Raw genomic sequence first — 24,384 nt, forward strand, 5'->3', positions numbered from 1 at the left:
CCGCCTTGAAGCAGCCATCCACGTGTGCGGCGGTGCTTACGCCGCCGCCGGATCGCCTGGCTCTAGAGGATCCTCGGCTAACTCGTGAGGCGGTAAGCCTGGAGGAAGCACGTCGAGTTAGCGTTCGGAACGAAGTTGACCACGCCAAGGCGGCACGGCGCTGGTGGGGGACGCGAGCATGGAACCCGCTGCAACGTCGCTTGCGCGCGCCTTGCCGTCACCTTGAGTTGCGGGAATCCGCACTCTGGCAGTGCCAAACACCAAGAAGAAACCTGCCGAAACCACCAGCACGAAGCATTCCCTCGCGATTAGTGCGATCGCGACGGCGATGGCCGCGTTCGAGAGTTGGAGAGAAAGTAGGTATGCTACGGCGAGGAATATCAATAAGCCGGATACGTTGAGAGAGGCCCAAGCGCGCTCGTGGCCGTAGTTAAACATATAGAGGTTTGACGTGCAGGTATTCGCGTTTATTAGAATAGGGATGACAGACATCACCCGAACGATCGGGATCGCACCCGAAAAACTCTCGCCGAATAATAAGAGGATGACATATGGGGCGAGAAAGAACAAAAAAAGGCTGAGTGCCGCACCAACGACGAGGGTCAGCAAGGAACGCCGAATCAGAACGAGCCCAGCTTCCGGGTCGTGGTGCGCGCAATATGCGACTCTGGGCAAAAGCGTTTCGCACATGGCTCTGAAAAAAGGCCGTGTGGCGCTCACGAACTTCTCGGCGATCGAATAGTGCCCGGCGGCAACGTAACCCGCAAAATGCTCGACAAGCGGAACAGGCAGAGTCACGAACAGCCTCTCGACAAGAGTAAAGAGGAATCCTCGCCAGCCGTTGCGAAGCTGCATTCCAACCGTGGACGGTGTCACGGCCCTGAAGCCGCTGAAGCCGATGGGAACGATGAACGGCAGGCTGACAAGGCCCGCGACCAGGGGTATCGAGCTCTGAATCGCCACCGCAAGTTCGATTTGGGCGGACGAGGTCACCATCGTCAGGAAGCACACCAGAGCCAAACTGCGGCCGACGACCACCGCGACGGCCGCTTGCCATGCGCGTTCCAGAGCGATGAACAGCCAGGTCGGAAACAGGATGCCTCCCACCGAGGTCAGCATGGCGCACAAGAACATGGGCTTGCTGACAGCGAGGAGGCCGTCCGGGGCAGCGACGCCAGCGAGCGTCACCACGAAGCACAGTATAGCTTTCGTGGCAGCGACCTCCGCGAAGAGAGAGGCGATCACGGCTGGCTCATGCCGGGCGGACGCCGCCGCACGTTGCGCAGTCCAATGAAAACCATACTCCACGATCGTGGCTGCGAGCCATCCGACGCTCAGGGCGTATGCGTATTGTCCAAACTGAAGGGGCCCCAGAACCCTGCCGGCATATGGCAGAATGAGAAGGGGCTGCAGGACGTCCGCCGCATGCATAATGGCTAAGCTGGCCGCTTGCTTACGCAGGCTCATAAGCAGACCTCACCGAGGGAAGTCCCATAAGTCCTGACTCCGTCCAGGCAGGCGAAGCCGTAGACGTCCCGACCAAGGAGATCCTCAAGCCTGCGCTTGTTGGTTGAATCTGATGCGGGGCTAAACGCGGAGCGATCCTGGTGAGGCTGATGTGGTCTTTGGTGTAGCCTCTGATCTCAAATCCCCGCCCGTATTCAGCAATCTCAGCCAGCCGCATGACCGGCTTGGCGTCTGAAATGGCGCAAGAAGTGGGAAGAATCCCGCTCAGCCCATGCTCCTTGAGCGACTCCGCGATACCAATCTCTGAGGGGATGGCCACCATCCGCTGACGTCGTGACGAGCAGAGAGCCGTCCGGGAGGTCAGCCCGCGTCGCGATTGCCGAAAGAAGTTCATGGCTTGCCTCTGGACACGCCCGGTTACACGTCCCAGGCGTCGCCAATCTGAGCTTGGTGAACAGCGTCTTGCGCTGCATTGGCGAACACGTTCGGAGCCGTGAGCCGCACCGCACCCTAGAGAGTGAAGCAACGCCGATCACCCCCCGGGGGCCCCTCTTTCATGGTGAGCCGCGCGGCACTCCGGAGCATGCCTGCGAATGACAATCTCAAAAAGCGCTCCGAAGGGGTAACACCGATGAGCCAAGTGACGCGAAGACCCATCCGCTAACATTCTCCATGCAGTGGAACCCGTGGGGTAGAAACAATGTCGGCGGAAACAGAGGTTTTCGACTATGTAATTGTCGGCGCCGGGGCCGCGGGGTGCGTGGTGGCCAATCGACTCGCGGCCGCACAAGACCGCACCGTTTGCCTGCTCGAGGCGGGCCCGCCCGACTACAGTGTCTTCCTGCGTGTCCCCGCCGGGGTCTACAAGGCCTCATCAATTCCGAAATACGCATGGCAGTTCGAAACGGAGCCGAGCCCAGCGACGGCAAACCGCGCCATACCGATCCCGCAGGGCAAGACGCTCGGTGGTTCGACCGCGATCAACGGAATGAACTACAACCGGGGCCATTACGAGGATTTCGATGGTTGGGCCCGCCGGGGCAACCGGGGCTGGGGCTACGCTGACGTGCTTCCGTACTTCAAAAGAACCGAACGGAGAATCGGGACCTGCGATACCACGTACCGAGGCCTGGAAGGAGCGCTTCCCATCACGGACTGCGATTGGCAACACCCGCTTTGCGATTCTTTCATTGAGGCTGCGCACAACCTCGGACTGCCGCACAATTCCGACTACAACGGCGCAAGGCAGGCGGGGGTCGGGTACTATCAGCGCTATATCGAGAACGGCTGGCGCGTAAGTGCGGCGCGGGCATTTCTGCGACCAGTTACCAAGAAGAGGAACTTGGAGATTCGGACCAGAGCCCAAGCCACTGCGGTGGTGTTCGAGGGAAAGCGCGCGATCGGGGTTCGCTACGCGCAAGGACCTGGCCGTCCTGCTCGTGACTTGCAAGCACGCCGCGAGGTGATCCTCACCGCCGGGGCTACGAATACGCCGAAGCTGCTGCAGATTTCAGGGGTCGGTTCACAAGCATTGCTCGCAGACCTTGGTGTTCCGATCCTGCATGAATTGCCTGGCGTCGGCGCGAACCTGCAGGACCACTACATGATCCATTTCATCGTCCGGGTGAAGGGCAAGACGATCAGCGGGCACGGCTTTGCTCTGCTTCGGGAAGGCGCCAAATGGGCCTTCGGCCGTCCGAGCATTCTCGCCGTTAGTCCGTCTCTCGTCTACGGTTTCGCCAATTCGCGGGATCTCTCCTCCACTCCGGATATTCAGCTGGATATTGCCATTGGGAATTATACGAACCACACCCTGGAAAGTTTTCCCGTCCTCAAGCCCGGATTCTATCAGCTGCGGCCGAACAGCACCGGATTCGTCCGCGCGTGCTCGCCCGATCCCTTCCGTGCCCCGATCATTCAGCCCAACTATCTCGTGGACGAAAGGGACCAGCGTGTTGCTGTCGACGGCATCAGGACGGTTCGGCGGCTGCTCGGCGCCCCAGAGCTTCAGCCTTACTACTGCGGGGAGGAGTTGCCCGGTCCCTCGGTCACGGACGACTCCGAGTGCCTAGAATACGCGCGGGAAGCTGGACTGACAGCATATCACGTGTGCGGGACGTGCCAAATGGGCCCGCAGGACAACCCGGCGTCGGTCGTCGATGATCAATTACGTGTCCACGGTTTGGAGGGCCTGCGGATAGCGGATGCCTCGATAATGCCCACTGTGCCCTCCGCCAACACGTCCGCGGCTGTGTTCATGATCGCAGAAAAGGCCGCGGACATGATTCTGGGACGGCATCCTTTGCCCGCAATGCGTTCTGATCCCTCCGACTGGGTCCAGCGTCCGGCTCAGCCGGCCGTACAGGCGTAGATCGCAATCCAGAGGCTAGAGGTGGCCAAAAAGGTAACATGGAGGACCTGTCCTTGAAGAGACGAATCCTCGTTGCTTCTGACTTTAACGCGAAAGATCGAGCTCACTTCGCATTGTCCTACGAGTTCTGCAGTATCGTCACCGAATGTGATCATGCAGACCTCGTCGCGCCTGGCATCGACAACTACCTGACGAGGTATCTCAGTGGCATTCTGCCACCTCACGACAGTCTGAACGTCCAGCGCGACTTCAACAGGCTGGTCAATGGTGTCCGTAAGGGGCTTGGACTGAAGAACGCGCCGACGATCAAGCGGGTCGAGCTCGACCAGAACTACGACGTCTTCTTCTTTGTGGCCTGGAGTCCGCAAAGTTTCGTTGAGCTCTCGCGCATCCAAAATTGGCGCGGACGGTGCAAGATCGCCGTGGCATATCTGTTCGAGCTCTGGTCCAGCACACTCGAACAGGACAGCAATTACTTGAGACTATTGGACCAGTTCGACCACGTGTTTCTGCTTCACAGCGCAAGCGTACCGCGCCTTTCCCCATACACGTCCGCTCCCTGTTCCTTTCTGGCGACGGGCGTCGATTGCCTGATTGCCACACCGTATCCCTCGCCGCCCGAACGGGTCGTCGATGTATATTCGATGGGCAATCGCGCAACGGGACTACATCGGCAATTGGTGGCGCTGGCTGAACGGCGCAATTTCTTCTATCTCTATGACTCGCTCTCGAGCGGCGATTCCCAGGTCAAGGATTGGCGGGAGCATCGACTGCTTCTCGCCAACACTATCAAGCGCACCCGTTACTTCATGGGCTTCAGTCCCGCGGCAGTAGTGGGTGCAAAATCGCACAAGATCGTAGGCGAGCAGGTCCTTCCGTCACGTCTGTTCGAGGGTGCCGCCGGGGGCGCCGTCATCCTTGGCACCACGCCGCAATGTGCCGAGTTCCGAGAGTGCTTCGATTGGCCAGATGCGGTGATTGAGGTCTCTCCACAGTCAAGCGATATCGCCGCCGTGATCGACGAATTGGATGCGCAGCCCGAGCGGATAGAGCGCGTGCGCCGGACGAACGCCGTGCGTTGCCTGCTACGGCACGATTGGGTCTACCGCTGGGAGCACATCTTGGCCACAATCGGAATGGAGCCGCTTCCGCAGCTCCATGATCGCAAGTCCCGGCTGAGCGAAGTCGCAGCCGCCGCCATGTCGCCATCGCCCGATAGCGCAGCCGCCTGAGATACCCGTGCTTCTGGCCCGAGATGAAGATGCGGCGGGGATTTTGCGCATCGTCGCCGCGGGAGCGCGAACGCCTCTTCGAGCGCAGCTTCACCTTCGATCTTGCAACGGATGTCGCGGATGATCCGGCCCAGCCGGCTGCGCAGGATGCGCAACTGCCGCCGATGCCGCTTGAACTGCTTGGCATGGGCCGTAGCCGGCGCCGTCGATCGTTCGGCCCCGTCGTCTGGTGCTTCTTCGGCCGCATGGTCTCCTCCGATGCACCGCAGAATCATGGTTCGCAAATGCCCTCGCATCCGAAAACAGACTCCCCGCTCAATCGCTTAGAGGCTTGTTCACTGAGGACTATTTGGCCGCAATGATCTTGTGCTGGCCAATCCGGCCTACCCCCAAAGAGTGGATGTCGGGCGGCAAGATCTGGCGTCTAATGGATCCAGAGGTTTGAGCCGTTGTTCATCCTGGAGAACCGGGCGCATGCGCACAATTCGGTCTGAATCACCACATGTGCCGCCGGTGATTTCGACATCACTGGAGACGTCAGACGTCATCTCGATGCATTTTGAGAGTGTGCGCCGCGTGCTGGCGGAAGTTCAAGTGTACGCGGTCCAGAGACTAGTCGAGATTTTCCGTGAGGCCCGCGACCGAGGGGCCTTCATTTACATCGCCGGCAATGGCGGTAGCTCTTCAACCGCCTCTCACTGGGTGAATGACCTTGGCAAGGCAACCAAACGCTCGGGCTGCCGACCGTTAAAGGTCATGTGCTTATCTGACAACATGTCCTGGTTCTCCGCTCTGTCAAACGACGAAGGTTACGAGAGGGCGTTCGCGGGCCAGCTTGAGAATTTCGCGACCCCGGGAGATGTGCTGACCTGCATCTCTGCGAGCGGCAACTCCCCGAACCTGGTGCGCGCGGTCGAATTGGCGCGAAGGCTGAAGCTCACCACCGTGGCCCTACTCGGATTTGATGGGGGCGTGCTGAAGGGTCTGGTCGACGAGCCAGTGTGCGTCGAGACCGAGAAGGGCAGGTACGAGCTCGTCGAGGACGTCCATTCAGCGATCTGTCACGCGGCCACAAGGTGCCTCGTTGCCGACAGACCAGGTCCTAATTAATGGCCGCCCTCGACGACACTTCCCTCCACGCGCGTATCGAAGGCCGGATCTATGATCGGCCGACGCAGGCAGTCATCCTTGCCGGTGGACGTGGCACCCGAATGCGGCCGATCACGGATGATCGGCCCAAGCCGATGGTGCCGGTTCTGGGGCGCCCTTTTCTAGAATACCAGATCGAGCAATTGCGCGACCAGGGTTTTGAACGAGTCCTGATCCTCCTGGGGTATTTGCCAGAGGTCGTACAGAACCATTTCGGCGATGGTCGTGACTGGGGTGTGCACATCGAGTACTCGGTAACGGCTCCCGACCAACTGACCAGCAGCCGAGTGGCGACTGCTCGGCACTTGATCGATCCTTGCTTCCTGCTGTTGTACTGCGACAACTACTGGCCGATGCAGATGAACCGGCTGTGGGCGCGGTTCCGCGAGGCCGGGAAGCCCGGTTTGATCACCGTCTACGGCAACAAGGACGGTTACTCCCGAGGCAGCGTCCTCCTCGACCACGACGGCCACGTGAGCGTATTCGATCGTTTGCGCACGACCCCCGGGCTGCAGCAGGTCGAAATCAGTTACGCGATCCTTACAGACCTCGCCCTCGCGCTGCTACCCGAGCAGGACACGCTGTTCGAGGAGGCGATCTATACGCCGCTCGCTCAACAGGGGCGGCTCACGGCGTATTCGAGCGATCACCGCTATTACGGCGTCGGCTCGCTGGAGCGACTCCCGGCAACGGAAGCCTTCATGCGGCGCAAGCCAACCGTGATCCTCGATCGCGACGGCGTGCTCAACCACAAGCCGCCGCCGGCGCAATACGTACGGAACTGGAGTGAGTGGACATGGTGCCCGGGCTCTCTCGAGGCACTGCGGCTCCTGCACGACCGGGGCTACCGCACAATTGTCGCCTCCAACCAACCCGGCATCGGTCGCGGCGTCATGAACGAGGCCGACCTCGAAGCCGTACATGACCGCATGAAGCGTGAGATCGCGCAGGCGGGAGGCTGCATCGACGCAATATATTATTGTCCGCACGATTGGGGAGACGGTTGCGAGTGTCGCAAGCCGAAACCCGGCCTCCTTTACCAAGCCCAGCGGGACTTCCACCTTGACCTCACGCGCACGCTATTTGTTGGCGACGACGAGCGCGACGCCGCGGCTGCGGCGGCGGCTGACTGCCCCTTCCGTCGCGTGACCAGTGCGTGCTCGCTCCTCGACGTCACCCGACAACTGCTTGAACGGAAAGGCACCCCCGCATATGCCTAACAACAAGCGGATCCTGATCACCGGCAACAACGGCTATATCGGATCGGTTATGGCGCCTTGGCTCCAGGGCCAGGGATTCGACGTGGTTGGTCTCGACACCGGATATTTCTCTGTCTGCACACTCGTCCCCGACCTCGCTGACGTCCCGACAATCCGCGAGGACCTACGAGAGGTTACCGCCAAGGATCTCGCCGGTTTCGACGCGGTGATTCATCTGGCGGCACTCAGCAACGATCCGATCGGCAACTTGAACGAAGCCTGGACGCGGGAGATCAACTGGCAGGGGACGATCCGGCTTGCGAAACTCGCGAAGCAGGCGGGCGTCCCGCGCTTCATTTTTTCATCCTCTTGCATCATGTACGGGACGTCGGAAGCGGCGGTTGTCGACGAGAATGCGCCGCTCGCGCCGCGCACCGAATACGCCCGCTCCAAAGTCGAGGCGGAGATGGCGCTGCGCACGCTCGCCGATGATCGTTTCTCCCCGACGTTTTGCCGCAACGGGACTGTCTACGGCCTATCGCCGCGGATGCGGTTCGACACAGTCCTCAACGATTTCATGGGCAATGCCTTTACGACTGGCCGCATTGTGATCCAAAGCGACGGCACACCCTGGCGACCAGTCGTTCATGTCCAGGATGTTGCGCGCGCGTTTCAGGCGGTGCTCGAGGCGCCACTAGAGACGGTCCACAACGAGGCCTTCAACATCGGTGCGGACGAACTCAATCACCAGATCCGTGATCTCGGGCAGATTGCGGCGGAAAGGGTTCCCGGCTGCGAACTCGCGAGCGTGCCGCAGCCCGGCGCGGATCAGCGCACCTACAAGGCGGATTTTGCCAAGTTCAAGCGAACCTTTCCGGGATTCCGCTTCCGATGGACGGCGAGGGACGGAGCGAAGGAGCTTTACACCGCGTTCCAAAGAATCGGTCTGAAGCATGGCGTATTCACGGACAAGCGTTTTACGCGTCTGAGCTGGTTGCGGCATCTGCTCGACAGCGGATCGATCGACGAGTCGCTCAGGTGGACTGAGATCAGAGCCAATGTGAGCCGAAATCGAGCCTGAGTCTCTCAACAGGGTAGGAGGCCGAGCGCAGTGAAAACTCTATCGACGCGTGAACTCGAGCCTGCATCCGTAATCCTCGATGAGGAGGGGCACGGACCTGCTTACGCCAACTGGCGTCCGACCAGCATCGTCATGACGCGGACTCCGCTGCGCGTCAGCTTTGCAGGAGGCGGCACGGATTTGCCGGAGTTTTACGAGGTTGAAGAAGGCGCCGTCCTGAGCGCGGCCGTTGACAAATACGTCTACGTCACTGTGAAGCGCCACAGCGACCTCTTCAACGAGCCGATCCGGCTCAACTACTCGCGCACCGAGCAGGTCAACACTATTGCGGAGATTGACAACAACATCGCCCGCGAGTGCCTCAAATTTCTCAACATCGAGCCTCCGATTTTCATCAGTACCGTTGCCGACATGCCGGCCTCGACCGGCATGGGGGGATCGAGCTCCTTTGCGGTGGGGTTGCTCCACGCGCTCCACGCCTTCCGTGGCGAGCGCGTCACCGCGGGTCAACTAGCTGAAGAGGCCTGCTATATTGAGATGGAGGTTCTTAAAGAGCCGATCGGCAAGCAGGACCAATACGCCGCCGCCTTCGGCGGCCTGAATCTGCTTCGGTTCGGGCGCGGCGGCCGCGTTACGGTCGAGCCGCAGCCGGTCCGAAACGGTTCCGCTGCCTACCTGTTCAGCAACATCATGATGTTCTGGACCGGTCATCAGCGCCCGGCCGCCTCGGTGCTCACCGAGCAGAGGAGCAACACGTCGCGAAACCTGGACGTCCTTCGGCACATGCGCAACGACGCCTATGAGTTTCGTGCCCTCTGCGCCGGTCACCACATCGAGCTTGAGCAGGTGGGCGAGGCTCTTCACCGCGGCTGGGTGATGAAGCGGGGTCTTGCTTCCAAGATTACCACCTCGGAGATCGACCGCTGTTACGCGCGAGCCCTTGAGGCAGGTGCCGAAGGTGGCAAACTCTGCGGCGCCGGCGGTGGCGGCTTCCTCATGTTCATCGTGAAGCCGGAGAAACGCGAGCGGGTGCGTCAGGCGCTCTCGGACCTCCCCTTGGTGTCGCTTGGGTACGAGGTACACGGCTCGCGGGTGCTTTACCCGGCCGGGTGAGGCTGGTCTCGGAGGATCAGATGATTTTTAAGACCACCGAAATCGAGGGCGCCTATACGGTAGAACTTGACAAGCGAGCCGACAGCCGCGGCTTCTTTGCCCGCGGCTGGTGCAGCCAGGAGTTCGACGATCGCGGCCTCCCCAACCGGATCGTCCAGATGAATATCTCCTTCAACCGCCGCAAGCACACGATGCGCGGCTTCCACTACCAGGTCGCCCCGTACCAGGAGGACAAGCTCCTGCGCTGCGTTCGCGGCGCCGTGCACGACGTGATGCTCGATCTGAGGCCGGACTCGCCATCCTTCATGCGTCACATAGCGGTCGAGCTTAGTGCGGAAAACTACCGCATGCTCCTCGTCCCGAAAGGCTGCGCGAACGCCTTTTTGACGCTCGCGGACGAGACGGAGGTCACGTATCTTGTATCTGAGTTCTATACGCCGGCCGCTGAGCGGGGTGTGCGCTGGAACGATCCGGCGTTTCGCATCGAGTGGCCCGCCGAGCCCGCCGTCATCTCCGAAAAGGACTGCAGCTGGCCTGATTTTGTGGACGAGCGCAGGCTCGTCGCGACCGCCGATCAGGAGTAGACAGCCATGTTCATCGTCGACCGCGAGCTCGAGCGGCTGAAACGGGCCGGCACCCCGATCAGGGTGGGAATGGTGGGCGCCGGGTTCATGGCCAGAGGCATCGCGCGTCAGATGCTGCACTATACCAAGGGCATGGAGCTCGCCGCGATTTCCAACCGTCATCTTGAGGGAGCCAGTAGGGCATACGCCGAATCCGGCGAGAGCAATGTCACACATGTGCGCAGCGTGGACGAACTGGACGACTGCATCGCCCGGGGCCAGCGCGCGATCACCGACGATCCAATGCTTCTTTGCAACGCTAATGGGATCGATGCGATCCTGGAGGTCACCGGTACGATCGAATTCGCGGCCGATGTGGTCATGCGGGCGATCGCCCGAGCTAAGCACGTCGTCATGATGAACGCCGAACTCGACGGCACCCTCGGCCCGATCCTGAAGGTTTATGCCGACCGCGCCGGGGTGGTCATCACGAACACGGAAGGTGACCAGCCAGGCGTCATCATGAACCTGTACCGGTGGGTGAAGGGATTGGGTATCAGGCCGGTTCTGTGCGGGAACATCAAAGGTCTGCACGACCCCTACCGCAATCCCACAACCCAGGAGGGGTTCGCCAGAAGATGGGGGATGAAGGCCCCGATGGTCACGTCTTTCGCAGACGGCACCAAGATATCCTTCGAGAACGCGATCGTTGCCAATGCAACGGGCATGCGGGTTGCCAGGCGCGGGATGCACGGTCCCGTCGTCGAGGCCGGCACGCCGATCCAGGAAGCGGTCAACTGGTACCCGATCGACGAGCTTCTCGATGGCCCCGGTATCGTGGATTACTGTGTCGGAGCTATGCCAAACCCGGGCATATTCGTACTTGGGACAACAAACGATACGGTCGAGAAGCACTACCTATCGCTCTACAAGATGGGAGCGGGCCCACTCTACTGCTTTTACTGGCCCTATCATCTTTGTCACTTTGAGGTCCCGTTCACGATTGCCCGCGCGGCGATCTTCCGAGATGCAGCAATCACGCCGCTCGGCGCGCCGCACGTCGACGTGGTTGCAGCCGCGAAGAGGGATCTCAAGGCCGGAGAGGTCCTGGATGGGCTTGGCCACTACATGACTTACGGCTTGTGCGAGAACGCGCAGATCGTTCACGCCGAGCGCCTTCTTCCGATCGGTCTCGCCGAAGGCTGTCGTCTTCGGCGGAACGTCACGCGAGACCACGTGCTCGGATACGATGACGTCGAGATTCCGGTGGGCCGGTTGTGCGACGCCCTGCGCCGGGAGCAAGACACGCTCTTTTTCGGCAGCCCGTCATCCATACGCTCTTGGGCTACGGTAAATGCCTAAGCTGATCTACAAAGATAAAACCCGGACTGCCTAAGCGGTGACCCTGCGGCCTACGCCGAATGGATACCCACATATCAGCTCGTGCCAGGGCGTATCGCAGGCGAACCTCATGGCGAGACGGGCGCTTCGTGCCGGTTACGGAAGAAGAATGCCCGCAAGATCGCGCAAATCCTGGAACGCGGTGGTGATTAGGTAGGACGCAACGAAAGCACACATGTAAAAGGTCGATGGGGAGATACGTTCCCATCTGACGAATCGAAGACCCAGTTCAGAACTCCACTGCATTTGCGCGAGCCACACCATAGCAGCGGCCAGGGAATAGCTTCCTATGATGTCAGTCGGGTAGTGAAGACCTAAGTAGATGCGCGAAACATCCGCCAACATCGCGCACCCAAGCGCGAGTAATCCAAGCTTGGGTCGAATTAGAAGCACGGCAATTGCCAAGCCCGCGAACATGGTCGCACGCTCGCTCGGAAAAGTGTGCGAGTTAGGAGATGAGGTGGTCCTCAGGGTGTCGATATCGCCAAGGACGGCCGGTACGTGAAGTTGAAGCAGTGGATCGAAAATGGGCCGCGGAGATGAGGGCAGCGTTCGATGCAATAGATGAGCGATGAGCCCAGCAAGGATAGCCGCAAAAGTGCCACTGACTATGTGAGCTCGCAATTCCGCTTTGATGCCAGAGAACCAGCAACACCAGACCAGCGATACTACGGCCAAACCCTGCAGTATTGGATATGCGACACTGAAGGCAAGCGCATTCGCGAACTGCCAGTCCATTGTTAGACTATTGATGGCCTTTGCGACGGGCCTGTTCAACCAATCCGGATACAGTGCCAGTATGGCGCTCCCGAGAAACAAAAGCGAAAACGCAGCTGCATTTGCCAGGCACCGGCGATGGGGGACCGCTCGCATCAGATCCGCTCCCTATGGTTCCTGCCGGTGCGTCGAATCTCTCGCAGCGGCTTTACGGATCGAACATCGGCGCAGTCGTTCAGTGGCGACCCACTCCCCGTGAAGGAAGCCGAAAGCCAAATCGATTATCCGCGGACGGGCCCTGAAAACTGCTCACCCAGGACGGCGAGCCGCTGCGACCGGACGGGCCTGCGCGGCCCAAGCCACCGAGCCAGCCAGATCCCAACCCCGAGCGCGGCGACAATCGTAAGCCCGAGGATCAACGTGATATTGGGGCCGGAAGGAACCATGACTTTTTCGGCAGTAAGGAGCGACAGCCCCCTCACGAGCTTGACCACGTCATCGGCTGGCAACCCGGGCAGGGCCCTCAACTGCGCGTCCCAATCTTCGAGCCTTGTCCGGCCGTTCACGTAATTCGGGTGGCGTACGCCGTAGAGCGAAGCAAGGTGATTTAGGTCGCGCTCAGCCGAGGCTTTTGCGTCGGTCAGCTGTTGCAGCAATTCGCCTCGAAGGTACTCCACCGCAACAGCATTGGCGAGATTGGCGGATTGTTCCGGATCTCCTGTAGTGACGGCAATCGATATCAGATAGCTACGTAGCTCGTTTGTCACCGTGATCTTCCGCATGAGCTCACTCACTGCAAGGTCGTGGGGCGACGGCGTCGCCGCCGCCTCCAGACCGAGCACTGATTGGACGTACGAACCGAGCACTGATTGGACATACGAAAAGGCCGACCGGCGCGCGAAAGCAGGATCCTTGTCGAGCCTGAGCCGAGTCACCACCGCGCTGGCGGTCGCCCGCGAGCGAATGACGCGCGCTGCGCTGTCTACAATGGCCGCCGCCTCCACCGAGGCGGTCGGTTGGATTTGCGCACCGGCGGTCGGCGCCTCGCGGCTGAAATCGAACTCGATGATGGCCTCGCTCGAATAACGTGGCCCTAATAGCACGAGCATGACTGACACGAGCAAAACGGCCGCGACGAGGATCGCTGAGATCAGCAACTTCCGTTGCCACAGGACCCGCAGTGTGTCGTGCGCGAGTTGCTCATAATGGGCAGGCAAGTCAGCGGTCTCTTTGGTCTCGATCTTGAGTTGAACCGTCATTCCGGATATTCCTGTTACCTTAAGGATGACAGGTTTCAGCTGCGGTACGAGACATACCGCTCAGTCTGAGGTTGCCCCAAACTGATAGAAGTGAACGCCCGATGAAGATTGATGAAAAGGGCTCCCTGGGGGTAATCCGCATCAAAAAGGGTTGCAGCGGGGGTAACCCGAATGACCTTCTGGTTGGCGCACAACTCAACGCCGCCGCTGCGCGTTAGCAGCCTTCAGACTTGCCCCTGGATTGCAGGGCGGTCGCGTTGGCATTCTGGTTCGGCGCCAAGGCATTTTCCCGCCACGATCCCCGGCCTGGAACAGTCCCAGAAGCAGACCAGCGGTGGTGTCGCTCCGCCTTCGACGCGGCGCTCACTTGCCGATTGTCCGCGATGTCCTCGTTTACAACGTAAGCGTCGCTTTTCAGGCCACGGCTTTGAGGTTTTGACGCGGGTAGGCCCACGGAAGCAGTTGATCGATATCGCTGTTGGGGTGGGCGTTGACGATCCTGATGAGGACGTCGGCGAGATACTCGAGCGGATTGATATTGTTGAGTTTGCAGGTCTCGATCAGTGAGGCGGTAGTGGCCCAATGCCCGGCGCCAACGCCCCGCACTCGACTTTGGGGCGGCCACAGAGGGCCCGCTCATAGATCGTCATGAGCATCTTATGGTTGGCGTCAGCGGTGAAGTGGTCGTTGAATTCCTGGCGAGCGGCCTGCCGCATCGGCGGCAGTTGTGACGGCTCCGCCACGAGCCGATGCACCTTCGCGGCGAGATCGGCGTGGTCTCCCGGCGTGAAGTGCAGCCCCGTGCGGTTATCGTCGACCAGCCCGGCCATTGACCCCAGCTTGGGAACAATCACCGGTGTGCCTTTTGCAAACGCCTCGGTGATGACGCGGGGAAAATTCTCGTAGCATTGGGATGGCAGCACCAAGAATGCCGCTTCTCCAATCAACTTAAAAACCGCCTCGAGCGGGAGAGTTCCCAACCATTCGATCGAGGCGTCGTTCGCCGCGGCCTCCTGCACCATCGCGGACATTGGACCATCGCCTATGATCTTCAGGGGCACACTGCCACCGAGATGCCGCCAAGCATCGAGGAGCGTGCCCACCCCTTTCTCTGCTGATAGTCGCCCAACGAACACGGCATGCCCGCCTGTCCCCGCACCGGGGCCAGGATCCGGGTAGACGAAGTTGGGTTTGACCACGATCCTGTCCGCGGGGAGGCCCCCTTCGACAAGTTTGCGTCGAGAGAATTCACTGAGCGCGACGTATACATGGACCGCCTTCCGCCAGGTGCCCAGTACTCGATGCGTCGTGAGCATCGTCGTGATGGCAGTACTCGCCGCGCGGCTGTTGCGGTAGCACTTGTGGACGATGCCCGGCCAGGGAATCGATTTTCCCAGACAGTCTTCGCAGACTTCTCCGTTACGGAACAAAAGCGCATTGGCGCAGAGAAGACGAAAGTTGTGCAAGGTCTGGACGACGCGCACATTTTCCGCCCGTGCCGCATAGTAGCCGGCCGGTGAGATTAGAGGCAGCGTGTTGTGGAAATGGGCGATCTGCGGCCGATGCGCTCGGAACAGCTGTCGTAGCTCGTGGAACGCCGGCCGGCTCCAGATCGTGCGCGAGGCGAGGTCAAGGCGACTCATGGAATCGATCGATTCGTTGCGCATGCAGTATTGCGTCACCTCGTGCCCATGCGCTCTGAGCATGGCGACCTCGGTGGCCACGCATTGATCTTCACCACCGGGCATCTTGTAGAAATTGTGGGCTACCAGAATTTTCATCACAGAGGATATCCCGACGAAGACTGTATCGTGGGCAAGTCTCGGCCGCGGGAACATTGATCCCGTTGGGGCCAGCTTTCATCGTTCGTTTCTGATGAGTTCTCCCGCTCGCGCTGTTTCGTGGGAGGAGGCAGCCTTCAGACAGATTTGCCCGTTTGTAAGCGCGGGGGCTTGGCTCGCGAACTCACCCATGAATCGCAGGACTTCATCCAGACGCTGCCACTGGCCGGTTTCCTGCAGCTCCCATGAATGGCCCCAGAGATGGAACACGCCGCCGGATGTGAGGGCTTGACGCAACAAGGATCGCGCCAACGTCGGCCACTCAGTCGTGCAGCCGTGAGCAACAAACCGCCACATGTTGCCGAAGGCGGCCCGCTTGATCTTGTTCCTCGCGAAGGCGAGGAGGCTGTGCGGATAAGCCTGAATCGTGGTCGGCAGCAACATGAGTCCAGATTTCTGTCGTGGGAAGTCGAGAGAAACCATCTCGACGGTGCGCAAGCCGAGGTAGCCGGCCTTTCGGACCATTTCCAGGTGACAATTCGAATACTTGCCTGTCGGCGGACAAAACATGAGGCACGGCAGACCGGTGTTTTCTTCAACCCAAGACTTGGAACCGATGATTTCCTGCCAAGCCTGCTGGTCGGTGGTACTGGTGAGAACAACATGATGGAGGGTATGTGCGCCAATCTCGAAAGCGCAGCTCAGCTCCCGGACCTGCGCCGCCGTCATCGTCCCGCTCTCTGCCGCCTTCGGTATGTAAAACGTGCCGTGCAGGCGATACTTCGTGAGCAATTCCGCCACGCGCAAATCCAATGGATGACCGTCGTCCCAACTGGTCGTGATGTATGTCTGCTTCATAGTCACCGCGCGACACTCATTGCTTGCTGGCAGAACAGTTAGTTCGGACCGGATCTCTCAAGTTCGGTCTTGAATTCTTGCGTCCATGGGACGGGAGAGCACCGGCTTCAGCGGTGCAGAGATGGAATCCGAGCCGATCGTCCTCGGACCTGCATCCGGAAGTGTCCTCCGAACCGCTTCCGGGCCGTGCCGCGGGACGAGGGCCAAGAACGCTAGCCACCTTCCCGCCGCCCGGATCGCGGTGCCCACCAGGAATCCACAGGCGGCCCCCAACGAGCCCCACCCGGGCACCAAGCACCAGACGAGAGCAACGGCGAGAATGCCTCCGAATGCACCGATCCAGAAGCTCTCACGCGCACGCTCAACGCTTGCCAGGGCGTTGAAAGCAGGCATTCCCATCCCCCCCGCCAGCGTCGCCAGGACCAGGACCGTGACGGTGTGGCCGTTCCCCTCGTACTCCTTGCCGTGATAGAGTAGATGCATAAGCTGCTCGCCGACGAACAGGGTCACGATGCAGAACAAGGCCATCACTAGGCCAAGCACCAGCGATTCCTGAATGACCTCGCGCCGCAACCTCGCGCCACCTCCCTCCTTGAAGGCCAAGGCGGCTCTCGGAGCCAAGACGTTGCTAAGCCCCATGATCAGAGGGTTTGTCAATAAGGCGATGCTCATGCACGCGGCGTAGACACCTGTCGCGCTCGTGCCAGCGGCCGATGCCAACAGCCAGTAGGTAGCATTAGTTTGCGCTGCCATGATCAGCTGATTGGCTAAGAGCCATTTTCCCAGATTCCAACTTTGCCGCATCGTTTCCGGCAGATTGTCCCCGCGGACCGCAAAAGTGGCGCGCGCGCGGTACAACCAAACGACACCGATCCCAGCACTCGCTGCGCCGATTGCGGCGAACGCCGTGGTGGCGGACAACAGCCCAGTCCATGCCAGCACGCCGAGTCCACCAAGCTGGATCGCGGCCACTGCAGTGTCCTGGATCAGCGCTTGGTTCATCTGGAAGTGCGCGAAAGCAAACCGCCGGCAGAATGCTCGCAACAACGCGAATGGTGCCACCGCCGCCAGCGCCCAGATCATTGCCACCAGCTTGGCCTTTGCGTTCCATGAGGACAGGCCCCGAGCGGTCAGGACCAGAACGACAATGCAAAGTGCCGACAGCAGAAAGCTTAGTTTGAGCGAACTGTTCGAGTGTTCAGCCGGCTTTCCCAGCAGCCGATGCCGCTGGATCGTGTAAGGGAGCGAGATCAGCGAATCCTGGATTGTAACCAACGCGACCAGCAGGGAACTTGCGATCGAGTAAAGCCCCAGCTCGCTCGCAGAGGTCGAGCGGCCGACCACGACCATTGTCAGAAAGCTGGTACCGCTCACCACCGCCTGATCTGCCAGGGCCAAGGCGTGCGTTTGCCAAGTTGCCCAGGGGGTGCGCAGTTCCGTGATCCGCAGGCTGTCTTTCAAATCCCAGTTCAACCTTCCTCCTTCCCAGGTGGCGCTTCCCCGGCTTCAGGCAGCGATCTCCCTCCGCTGCTTCCGATTGCACGATGCAGGGGGCTCGCCAAGAAAGCCGGGGACCGCGTAGGCATAGCGACGCCCTAGGCGGCGCGGTTCCGAGCACCGCCGAAACAGCCATTCAAGTCCGTTTCGCTGCATCCAGAGGAGGCGCCTGGCGCTTGGTCTCTGCGAGGCCGATCGCGCCTCAATGCGCCGTCGCATGATGATTGACAGGACAACGATTGATAACTGCTCATAGGGGGCAATAGTGCATGAGCGGGGGGTAGTCATGATGCGTCCAGAAGGGAGTACTCATGAAGAACTAGCCTAGCCACAAATTGACCGGGACCGCGCGCGCCAGGCCGCTAGTGTTCGGACGGCCGTCGCCGAACAAGCAGTTGAGGCAGCCACATCGCGCTCATGCGCGGCAGTCCTTGTGTCCGTTGGTTTGGAAAACGCATGGATTACGTTTCTAGCACATTACGACCGGCCAACTTGGGCGACCGTTATCTCTTGCTGCTCTGGGGCGTGGTGCTCGGATACGCGTTCATTGGAAAGGGCTTTGCATACCTCGGATTTCCGCCCCTCTATATCGGAGAGATAGCCCTCCTCACCGGATTTATCATCTTTTTGCGGACCAGCTGCCTCATCGCTGCACTTGCGAGTTTGCCGAGCCTCTTCCTTGCTGCGGCGATGGCTTGGGTGATGCTGCGAACGCTGCCGTTTGTTGGCATGTATGGCTTCGATGCGCTGCGCGACAGTGTCGTGATCATGTACGGAGGCTTCGCCTTCATCATCATCGCGCTCCTGCTGGAGGACCCGCACCGCATCAATACGATAGTTCGTTGCTATGGCGGATTTTCGAAGATCTATGTTCTGGCCATTCCTTTCATTTTCGCGTTCAATCATTTCATGGAGAACTACATTCCGAATGTGCCCGGAACAGATGTTCCCCTAATTCTCATTGCACCTAGCGAGCTTGGGACGCATTTGGCCGGAGCTGCGGTGTTCGCCGTTGTGGGATTTCGCAAGGCGACGCCGCCGTGGATTGCTCTTCTGGTCGCGGCGCTCGCGATGGTTTGCGCCCAGAGTCGCGGCGGTATGCTTGCCTTTGCCGTTCCCGTCACGTTTGCGGCCCTCGTGCTCGGGAAGATACGCGAACTGGCAATTGTTCTTGTGGCCGGGCTGGGGATCTTTGCTGTGGCTTACGTCCTCGAGCCGATTTTCACTCACTATCGCGAGACGGCCTCCTCAATAGAGCGTCCGATCAGCACGCGGCAGATTGTCAACAACATTGTGAGCATAGCCGGCGAGGGGCAAGAGCAGACCGAGGGCACGAAGGAATGGCGCGTGGAATGGTGGAACGTGATTGTCAACAATACGGTCTACGGTCCATATTTCTGGACCGGACGCGGGTTCGGATTGAATCTGGCCGAAGCGGCTGGCATTTCGGACAACCACCGACTGACGCGTCCACTCCGAAGTCCGCACAATGTGCACATGACGATCCTGGCGCGGGCCGGCGTGCCGGGCTTGGCGCTGTGGGGTGCCTTCCTCGCCTCCTGGCTCGGTATGATGATGCGCACGATGTGGATCGCTCGCCGCCGCGGGCAGACCGACTGGGCCGCTCTGTTCCTTTTCATCGCCTGCTATGTCATGGCGATTGTCATCAATGCTACATTCGACGTCACGCTCGAGGCGCCCGTGCAGGGCGTCTGGTTTTGGTGCCTGATCGGCTTCGGAATAGGCTCGGTCATGGTCTATCGCGCGCAACATCACGAGCCGGTCTGGCGGGGGTTCAGGGTTACGGCCAGCTGAATGCGCTCCACGATTAGCGAGAGGCCGCGATGTGTTATGACGTGATTGGTTGCCGTTTGCTCGGACAAAACGCATCGACCGGCACAGAGCACGGTTGCGGTCCCTCGCGGGACCGGCCCTTGGGTGCCTGCTCAGTTTACCTATTCTGATGTCTTGTGCTGACGCCTCGTGTCCGCGGGAAGCAATTGAGGTCGGGCCGGGCACCTCAATTCCGGCCGTCGTGGACAGCGCCAGATGGCTCCCAGCCCTCTTCAACAGCGGGGAGGTCGCCGACTGCTCCTGTCGGCAGCCTTGACGTGGGTGCCTATTTTTGCGTCGTGCCGAGAGTCCTTCGAGGGATTAGGCTTTCGATGTGAGCCACGTCGACGTGGTTTGCCTGGTGATTGACCGCGCATGCCAGTGTCGGCCCCTCAACTTGTCTGATTTCGCCGATGACCTTGTTGGAATCGGGGTTGCTTGAATCCGGGATCAAGGGCCGAGAGCTGTCGTCTGCCGGTCGCGTCAGCGACCCATTGTTCATCCCCCAAATTGCCGCCTGCGTCCGGTTGTGGACCCGGACTTTGCGAAGGATCGCCTTGATGTGGACCTTCACGGTGGCCTCGGCGATATTGATCTTTCGCGCGATGCATTTGTTGGAATCGCCTTCGATGAGGCAGCGCAGAATCGATTTCTCCCGTGGCGAAAGCTGGGGAGAGGTCCTGTCGTCCGATGCAATGATCGCGGTGTCCCTGTTGTCGCGCGAACCTGTCCCGTTCGGGCCATCCGCCGCGGGATCGAGGGTCCCTGACAGGAACGTCGCCGGGAAAACCGTTTCCCCCATCATCACGAGCTCAATCGACTTGATGAACACGTCGCGGGTCGTGATGTCGACGAAGTAGCCTGTGGCGCCTGCGCGGAATGCCAAAACCAGCTCGTTCATCTGGTAGCGATCGGCCACGACGGCGATGCGTCCGTCCGGACGATGGCTCCTGCAAAGTTCGATCTGCTCGACGGTGGCGTCAAATTCGTCGCCCGAATGGACGACAAGAAACAGCACCTCGCAAGAAGGAGCCTTGCGTGCGTGCAAATCATCGGCGCTTGAAACTGAAGTCAGGATGCGAAAATTCGCCGATCGGAGGATGCCAGCCAGACCTTCCCTGCGTAATCCGTTTTTGCCGACAAGTACGACTGAAAAGCAATGTTGCCGCCTCATGATGAAACTCCCTGCCAAAATTACAGTGGGGGCGCGGTTGAAATCCGACTCTTACGCCTTGATGCGGTGGCTAATGCGGTGGCGGAAAAAATTTGAAGGCTTCGTCAATATCTGTTGGATGCAGTTTCCGATTCGTGCGGAACCTCCGTTCACTGTGACGCCATTTATAAAGTTTAGATTCGAATGCACGATATCCCTATATGCCTTTGGGTATAGGCCGATCGACCGCACGATCAACGATGCGCGAGGACATGGCGCACCTTTCGGATGAAAGTTTGATATGTGACCATCAAACATTGTGGTCTTTTGACCTCCGCGAAGAGCGCGGAAATTCGCGTTGCTGCAATGCAACGTGCAATTTTATGAAAGATTATCTCTCCAAATGAGGTAGGCTAAAAAGGGAAGTTGTATGGGTGAGGGGTAGACAGTGCGCATGTCGCGAGGAGGGCGAACCGAGGTTCGGATGCGTTGTACGAGTGTGGTGATTGCAGACCAGTATCCTGTCGTCCTGCAAGGCCTCAGTAGCGCGCTGAGTGCGGAGCGTGATTTCAAAATTGTCGCGCGTTGTATCGACGGTACGAACTGTCTCGACGCGATCCGCAGGTTTGCGCCTGATATCGCTATTCTGGATTTCTCGATCCTCGACATGTCATGGCGAGAAATACTTTCTGCGGCAAATGCCGCGAACGTCGCAACGCGAATTGTGTTCTTTACAGCATCGGTCGAAGAGGAAGACTGGGTGGCGCTGGTCGAGGCTGGAGCCTACGCCGTCATTCCGAAAGATGCCGAGCCGGACATCTTGGTTCAGACCCTGAGGCAGGTTGCCGATGGCCAACGACTGCTGCCGCGGTCATCCAGTCCGCTTGCTCCCCGGGAGATGAGCACGATCGCGGAAAAGGGGCTGGCATCGCTGACGGGGCGCCAGCGGCAGATCATGCATCTGGTGTCTGCGGGATTGTCGAACAAGGAAATCGGACGCCGATTGAACATCGCCGACGGCACCATCAAGGTTCATCTGCACAACATTTTCCAGAAACTCGAGATCAGCAATCGAACGGCTCTCGCGGCGTTCGCCATCTCGCAAAGCGAGGGCTTCGAGCTTGTTTCCGGAGGTCGGCTTTCCATTGAGTCCTGAGGACGCGGAAGCCGGATTGGGCTGCCTTCAAGAGCGGCAGGGCCGGACCGCTGGACGCCCAGGCGCGGCCCTCTCGACTGCCACCCGTTGACACGTCTCGTCCGTACTGCGTGGGACGCAGATCGCCCGGTGGTATTTCCGTGGCGTTCGGGCAGCTGTTTTTGATGGACGGACCTGCCGGTTTCGCGGTTAATGGCCTGCAGATTGCGTACGCGCCGTTTGGAGGAAGTGACGTAAGCGGTTGATATCGCTAATGTTACGTTCTCTGTTGCCTGACGACCAGCGATCATCACCGCAATGGGACAAATCATTCGTAAGCCGTTCAAGACCTACCACCATGGCGATCTGCGAGAAGCCCTGATCCAGGCTGCCCTGCAGGAGGTCGAGCTTGGCGGGCCGGAGGCGATCAGCATCAAGGCGCTGGCCAAGCAACTCGGCGTCTCACAGCCGGCGCCGTATCGGCATTTCGCCGATCGCGACGCGCTGTTGCAGGCGGTCACCGCCGAGGCGTTCCGGCAATTCAACGTGATCATGCGCGAGGCGATCGACAAACCAGGCAAGCAGTCCAAATTGTCACGCTTCGCGCAGGCTGCGCTCGCCTTCGGGCTGCAGCGCCACGGCGTCTACCGGCTGATGTTTGCCTCGCGAACCATGGCCTGTGCGCCGAAGGGAAGCGAGTTGCATACCGCGGCGATGGAAACGCTCGCGCTCCTGATCGAGGCGTTCGAGGCACCGGCCGTCGGCCTGTTGCGCGAACGCCAGGCGCTCAAGATTTGGGCCGGGCTGCACGGCATCGTCATGCTAGCCGAGCAGGGACTGCTTACCGGCGAGGTCGCGCAGATCAGCCGCGAGGAGCTGCTGGACGAGATCGTCGAGCAGACTAAGCTTGCGCTCACCGTCGCGCTGAAGGCGACGGAAGAGAAGGCCTAGGACGCTGCCTTGTTACCATACGAGTGGCGACTTCATTTCCTCATCCTAAGGAGCCGCGAAGCGGAGTCTCGAAGGATGCAGGCCCGTGCATGGCCTCATGGTTCGCCTGGCGATGCGCAGCATCGTCCAGAGACGCGCGTTCCGCGCTCCTCACCATGAGAATTGGTGACGGAGTAGGTCGCGTCCTTACCTCGGCGGCCGCGGATCGATCGGCGTCGTGCCGCGCAGGCCGAGAATATCCTCGAGCACCTTCGCCCCGGCCAAGAGCTTCGCTTCGGCACGGGGTTTCGCGACCATCTGCAAACCGACCGGCAGGCCGGACGCGGTGAAACCGCAGGGCAGCGACAGTGCCGGGCAGCAGGCCAGCGTGATCGCGTAGACGATGCCGAGCCATTCGACATAGTTGTCGAATTTCTTGCCGTCGCATTCGGCGACATAACGGTTCTCCACCGGGAATGGCGGCACGATGGTCGCAGGCGCCAGCAGCAGGTCATACTTGTCGAAGAAGGCAAGCGCACGTTCGGTCATCGCGACGCGCTGGGCCTCGGCGCGCTCGAGCTTCTCGACGGTGAGCTTCAGCCCTTCCTCGATATTCCAGATCACTTCGGGCTTGAGCAGGTCGCGCTTGGTGCGCAGCAGCGCGGCCTTGCTGATCGCGAAATCGAACGCGCGCAGCACATGGAAACATTCGTGGGCTTCATGCAGGTCGGGATGCGCCTCCTCGACGATTGCGCCGGCTTCTGCAAAGCGCTCCGCCGCCTTGCGCGTGATCGCCTTGACCTCGGGATCGACAGGCGTGATGCCGAGGTCGGGCGAATAGGCAACGCGCTTCGGCCTCTGGTTCGAACGCGCCGCCGAGAGGAACGACGTCGGCAGCGCGGGCAGCGACAGCGGATCGGCCGCGTGCTCTCCGCTCATCGCATCCAGCAGCAGCGCGAGGTCTTCGACGTTGCGCGCCATCGGTCCCTGTACGCCGAGCGTGCGGTCGACCCCGAACTTCGGCGTGTGCGCGACGCGGCCGACGCTCGGCCGCAAGCCCACGATGCCGCAGAAGCTGGCGGGGTTGCGCAGCGAGCCGCCCATGTCGGAGCCGTGCGCGAGCCAGGCCGTGCCGGTCGCAAGGGCCACGGCCGCGCCGCCGGAGGAGCCGGCCGCCGAGCGTGACGTGTCCCAGGGATTGCGCGTCGGCCCGAACACCTCGTTGAACGTGTTGGCGCCGGCGCCGAATTCCGGCGTGTTCGACTTGGCGTAGATCACGCCGCCATTGTTTTCGAGATGCTCGACCAGGAGATCGGACTTTGCCGGGATGTTATCCTTGAAGATCGGCGAGCCCTGCGTGGTCAGCACGCCCTCGACAGCGGTGAGGTCCTTGATCGGAACGGGAAGCCCTGCGAGCAGGCCACGCTCGGCGGCGGGCTTCTGCATCAGGGCCTTGGCGTGGCTGCGGGCGCGGTCGAAGCAGAGGGTGGGCAACGCATTCACCTTGCCGTCCACCTCGGCGATGCGCTTTTCCAGCACGTCGAGCAGATCCAGCGGCGTGACCTCGCCGGCCTTCAGCTTATCGACGACGGCGCAGGCCGTTTCCCGAATGAGCCCCTGATCTGCCACTTGCTTGTCTCCATCT

At 60.4% G+C, this 24,384-nt stretch carries 20 protein-coding genes and 1 pseudogene; 12 read left to right on the forward strand and 9 right to left on the reverse strand.

The features are described 5' to 3' along the window. Nucleotides 1–117 precede the first annotated feature (117 nt). Nucleotides 118–1,467 carry an oligosaccharide flippase family protein gene (locus MTX23_RS11695; RefSeq protein ID WP_280976786.1) on the reverse strand — a complete coding sequence of 450 codons (1,350 nt, stop codon included), beginning with the start codon at nucleotides 1,465–1,467 and terminating at the stop codon, nucleotides 118–120. A 700-nt stretch (nucleotides 1,468–2,167) separates the two neighbouring features. Between MTX23_RS11695 and MTX23_RS11700 the strand changes: the two genes are divergently transcribed. The 9 genes from MTX23_RS11700 (at nucleotide 2,168) to MTX23_RS11740 (ending at nucleotide 11,537) form a co-directional block, all read left to right on the forward strand. Beyond that, the gene (locus MTX23_RS11700; protein ID WP_280976787.1) at nucleotides 2,168–3,838 is read left to right on the forward strand and encodes a GMC family oxidoreductase N-terminal domain-containing protein; all 1,671 of its coding nucleotides are present in this window, start codon (nucleotides 2,168–2,170) and stop codon (nucleotides 3,836–3,838) included. A 38-nt stretch (nucleotides 3,839–3,876) separates the two neighbouring features. Further along, on the forward strand, nucleotides 3,877–5,070 hold the full coding sequence (locus MTX23_RS11705; protein WP_280976788.1) for a glycosyltransferase: 1,194 nt from the start codon (nucleotides 3,877–3,879) through the stop codon (nucleotides 5,068–5,070). 29 nt (nucleotides 5,071–5,099) lie between these two features. Further along, complete coding sequence (locus MTX23_RS11710; protein WP_280978372.1) at nucleotides 5,100–5,432, forward strand: hypothetical protein; 333 nt, start codon at nucleotides 5,100–5,102, stop codon at nucleotides 5,430–5,432. A 112-nt stretch (nucleotides 5,433–5,544) separates the two neighbouring features. Further along, nucleotides 5,545–6,180, forward strand: a complete 636-nt coding sequence (locus MTX23_RS11715) for an SIS domain-containing protein (RefSeq protein WP_280976789.1) — start codon at nucleotides 5,545–5,547, stop codon at nucleotides 6,178–6,180. Then, on the forward strand, nucleotides 6,180–7,439 hold the full coding sequence (locus MTX23_RS11720; protein WP_280976790.1) for an HAD-IIIA family hydrolase: 1,260 nt from the start codon (nucleotides 6,180–6,182) through the stop codon (nucleotides 7,437–7,439). Before MTX23_RS11715 ends, MTX23_RS11720 begins: the two co-directional genes overlap by 1 nt. Further along, complete coding sequence (locus MTX23_RS11725; RefSeq protein ID WP_280976791.1) at nucleotides 7,432–8,499, forward strand: SDR family oxidoreductase; 1,068 nt, start codon at nucleotides 7,432–7,434, stop codon at nucleotides 8,497–8,499. Before MTX23_RS11720 ends, MTX23_RS11725 begins: the two co-directional genes overlap by 8 nt. A gap of 30 nt (nucleotides 8,500–8,529) precedes the next feature. Beyond that, on the forward strand, nucleotides 8,530–9,612 hold the full coding sequence (locus MTX23_RS11730) for a GHMP kinase (RefSeq protein ID WP_280976792.1): 1,083 nt from the start codon (nucleotides 8,530–8,532) through the stop codon (nucleotides 9,610–9,612). Between the two features lie 20 nt (nucleotides 9,613–9,632). Continuing rightward, nucleotides 9,633–10,196, forward strand: a complete 564-nt coding sequence (rfbC, locus tag MTX23_RS11735; RefSeq protein WP_280976793.1) for a dTDP-4-dehydrorhamnose 3,5-epimerase — start codon at nucleotides 9,633–9,635, stop codon at nucleotides 10,194–10,196. 6 nt (nucleotides 10,197–10,202) lie between these two features. Further along, nucleotides 10,203–11,537, forward strand: coding sequence for a Gfo/Idh/MocA family oxidoreductase (locus MTX23_RS11740; protein ID WP_280976794.1), 1,335 nt, complete (start codon nucleotides 10,203–10,205; stop codon nucleotides 11,535–11,537). Between the two features lie 135 nt (nucleotides 11,538–11,672). On the opposite strand, the gene MTX23_RS11745 is transcribed toward MTX23_RS11740, so the two are convergent. The 6 genes and pseudogenes from MTX23_RS11745 to MTX23_RS11770 all read right to left on the reverse strand — a co-directional run bounded on the left by MTX23_RS11745 (nucleotide 11,673) and on the right by MTX23_RS11770 (nucleotide 17,664). After that, complete coding sequence (locus tag MTX23_RS11745; RefSeq protein WP_280976795.1) at nucleotides 11,673–12,314, reverse strand: phosphatase PAP2 family protein; 642 nt, start codon at nucleotides 12,312–12,314, stop codon at nucleotides 11,673–11,675. Nucleotides 12,315–12,574: 260 nt separating this feature from the next. Next, nucleotides 12,575–13,552, reverse strand: a complete 978-nt coding sequence (locus MTX23_RS11750; protein ID WP_280976796.1) for a Wzz/FepE/Etk N-terminal domain-containing protein — start codon at nucleotides 13,550–13,552, stop codon at nucleotides 12,575–12,577. A 414-nt stretch (nucleotides 13,553–13,966) separates the two neighbouring features. Beyond that, a pseudogene (locus MTX23_RS11755) lies at nucleotides 13,967–14,146 on the reverse strand (transposase domain-containing protein); the annotation flags it as partial. Further along, entirely contained in the window at nucleotides 14,113–15,390 is a 1,278-nt protein-coding gene (locus MTX23_RS11760) for a glycosyltransferase family 4 protein (RefSeq protein ID WP_348637553.1), read from the reverse strand. The gene MTX23_RS11760 and the pseudogene MTX23_RS11755, both read right to left, overlap by 34 nt. Before the next feature lie 21 nt (nucleotides 15,391–15,411). Further along, complete coding sequence (locus tag MTX23_RS11765; RefSeq protein ID WP_280976797.1) at nucleotides 15,412–16,191, reverse strand: polysaccharide deacetylase family protein; 780 nt, start codon at nucleotides 16,189–16,191, stop codon at nucleotides 15,412–15,414. Nucleotides 16,192–16,248: 57 nt separating this feature from the next. Continuing rightward, nucleotides 16,249–17,664 carry a lipopolysaccharide biosynthesis protein gene (locus tag MTX23_RS11770; protein WP_280976798.1) on the reverse strand — a complete coding sequence of 472 codons (1,416 nt, stop codon included), beginning with the start codon at nucleotides 17,662–17,664 and terminating at the stop codon, nucleotides 16,249–16,251. A gap of 480 nt (nucleotides 17,665–18,144) precedes the next feature. Between MTX23_RS11770 and MTX23_RS11775 the strand changes: the two genes are divergently transcribed. Further along, nucleotides 18,145–19,503, forward strand: a complete 1,359-nt coding sequence (locus tag MTX23_RS11775; protein WP_280976799.1) for an O-antigen ligase family protein — start codon at nucleotides 18,145–18,147, stop codon at nucleotides 19,501–19,503. Nucleotides 19,504–19,807: 304 nt separating this feature from the next. On the opposite strand, the gene MTX23_RS11780 is transcribed toward MTX23_RS11775, so the two are convergent. Continuing rightward, nucleotides 19,808–20,695, reverse strand: a complete 888-nt coding sequence (locus tag MTX23_RS11780) for a response regulator transcription factor (RefSeq protein ID WP_280976800.1) — start codon at nucleotides 20,693–20,695, stop codon at nucleotides 19,808–19,810. A 463-nt stretch (nucleotides 20,696–21,158) separates the two neighbouring features. Between MTX23_RS11780 and MTX23_RS11785 the strand changes: the two genes are divergently transcribed. Both MTX23_RS11785 and MTX23_RS11790 read left to right on the forward strand, forming a co-directional pair. Beyond that, nucleotides 21,159–21,830 (forward strand): response regulator transcription factor, encoded by a 672-nt coding sequence (locus MTX23_RS11785; protein WP_280976801.1) that lies wholly within the window; start codon nucleotides 21,159–21,161, stop codon nucleotides 21,828–21,830. 297 nt (nucleotides 21,831–22,127) lie between these two features. After that, complete coding sequence (locus MTX23_RS11790) at nucleotides 22,128–22,760, forward strand: TetR/AcrR family transcriptional regulator (protein ID WP_280976802.1); 633 nt, start codon at nucleotides 22,128–22,130, stop codon at nucleotides 22,758–22,760. Between the two features lie 186 nt (nucleotides 22,761–22,946). Here MTX23_RS11790 and MTX23_RS11795 read toward each other — a convergent pair whose 3' ends face one another. After that, entirely contained in the window at nucleotides 22,947–24,368 is a 1,422-nt protein-coding gene (locus MTX23_RS11795) for an amidase family protein (RefSeq protein WP_280976803.1), read from the reverse strand. Between the last annotated feature and the right edge of the window lie 16 nt (nucleotides 24,369–24,384).

Source organism: Bradyrhizobium sp. ISRA436, assembly GCF_029910015.1.
GTDB lineage: Bacteria > Pseudomonadota > Alphaproteobacteria > Rhizobiales > Xanthobacteraceae > Bradyrhizobium.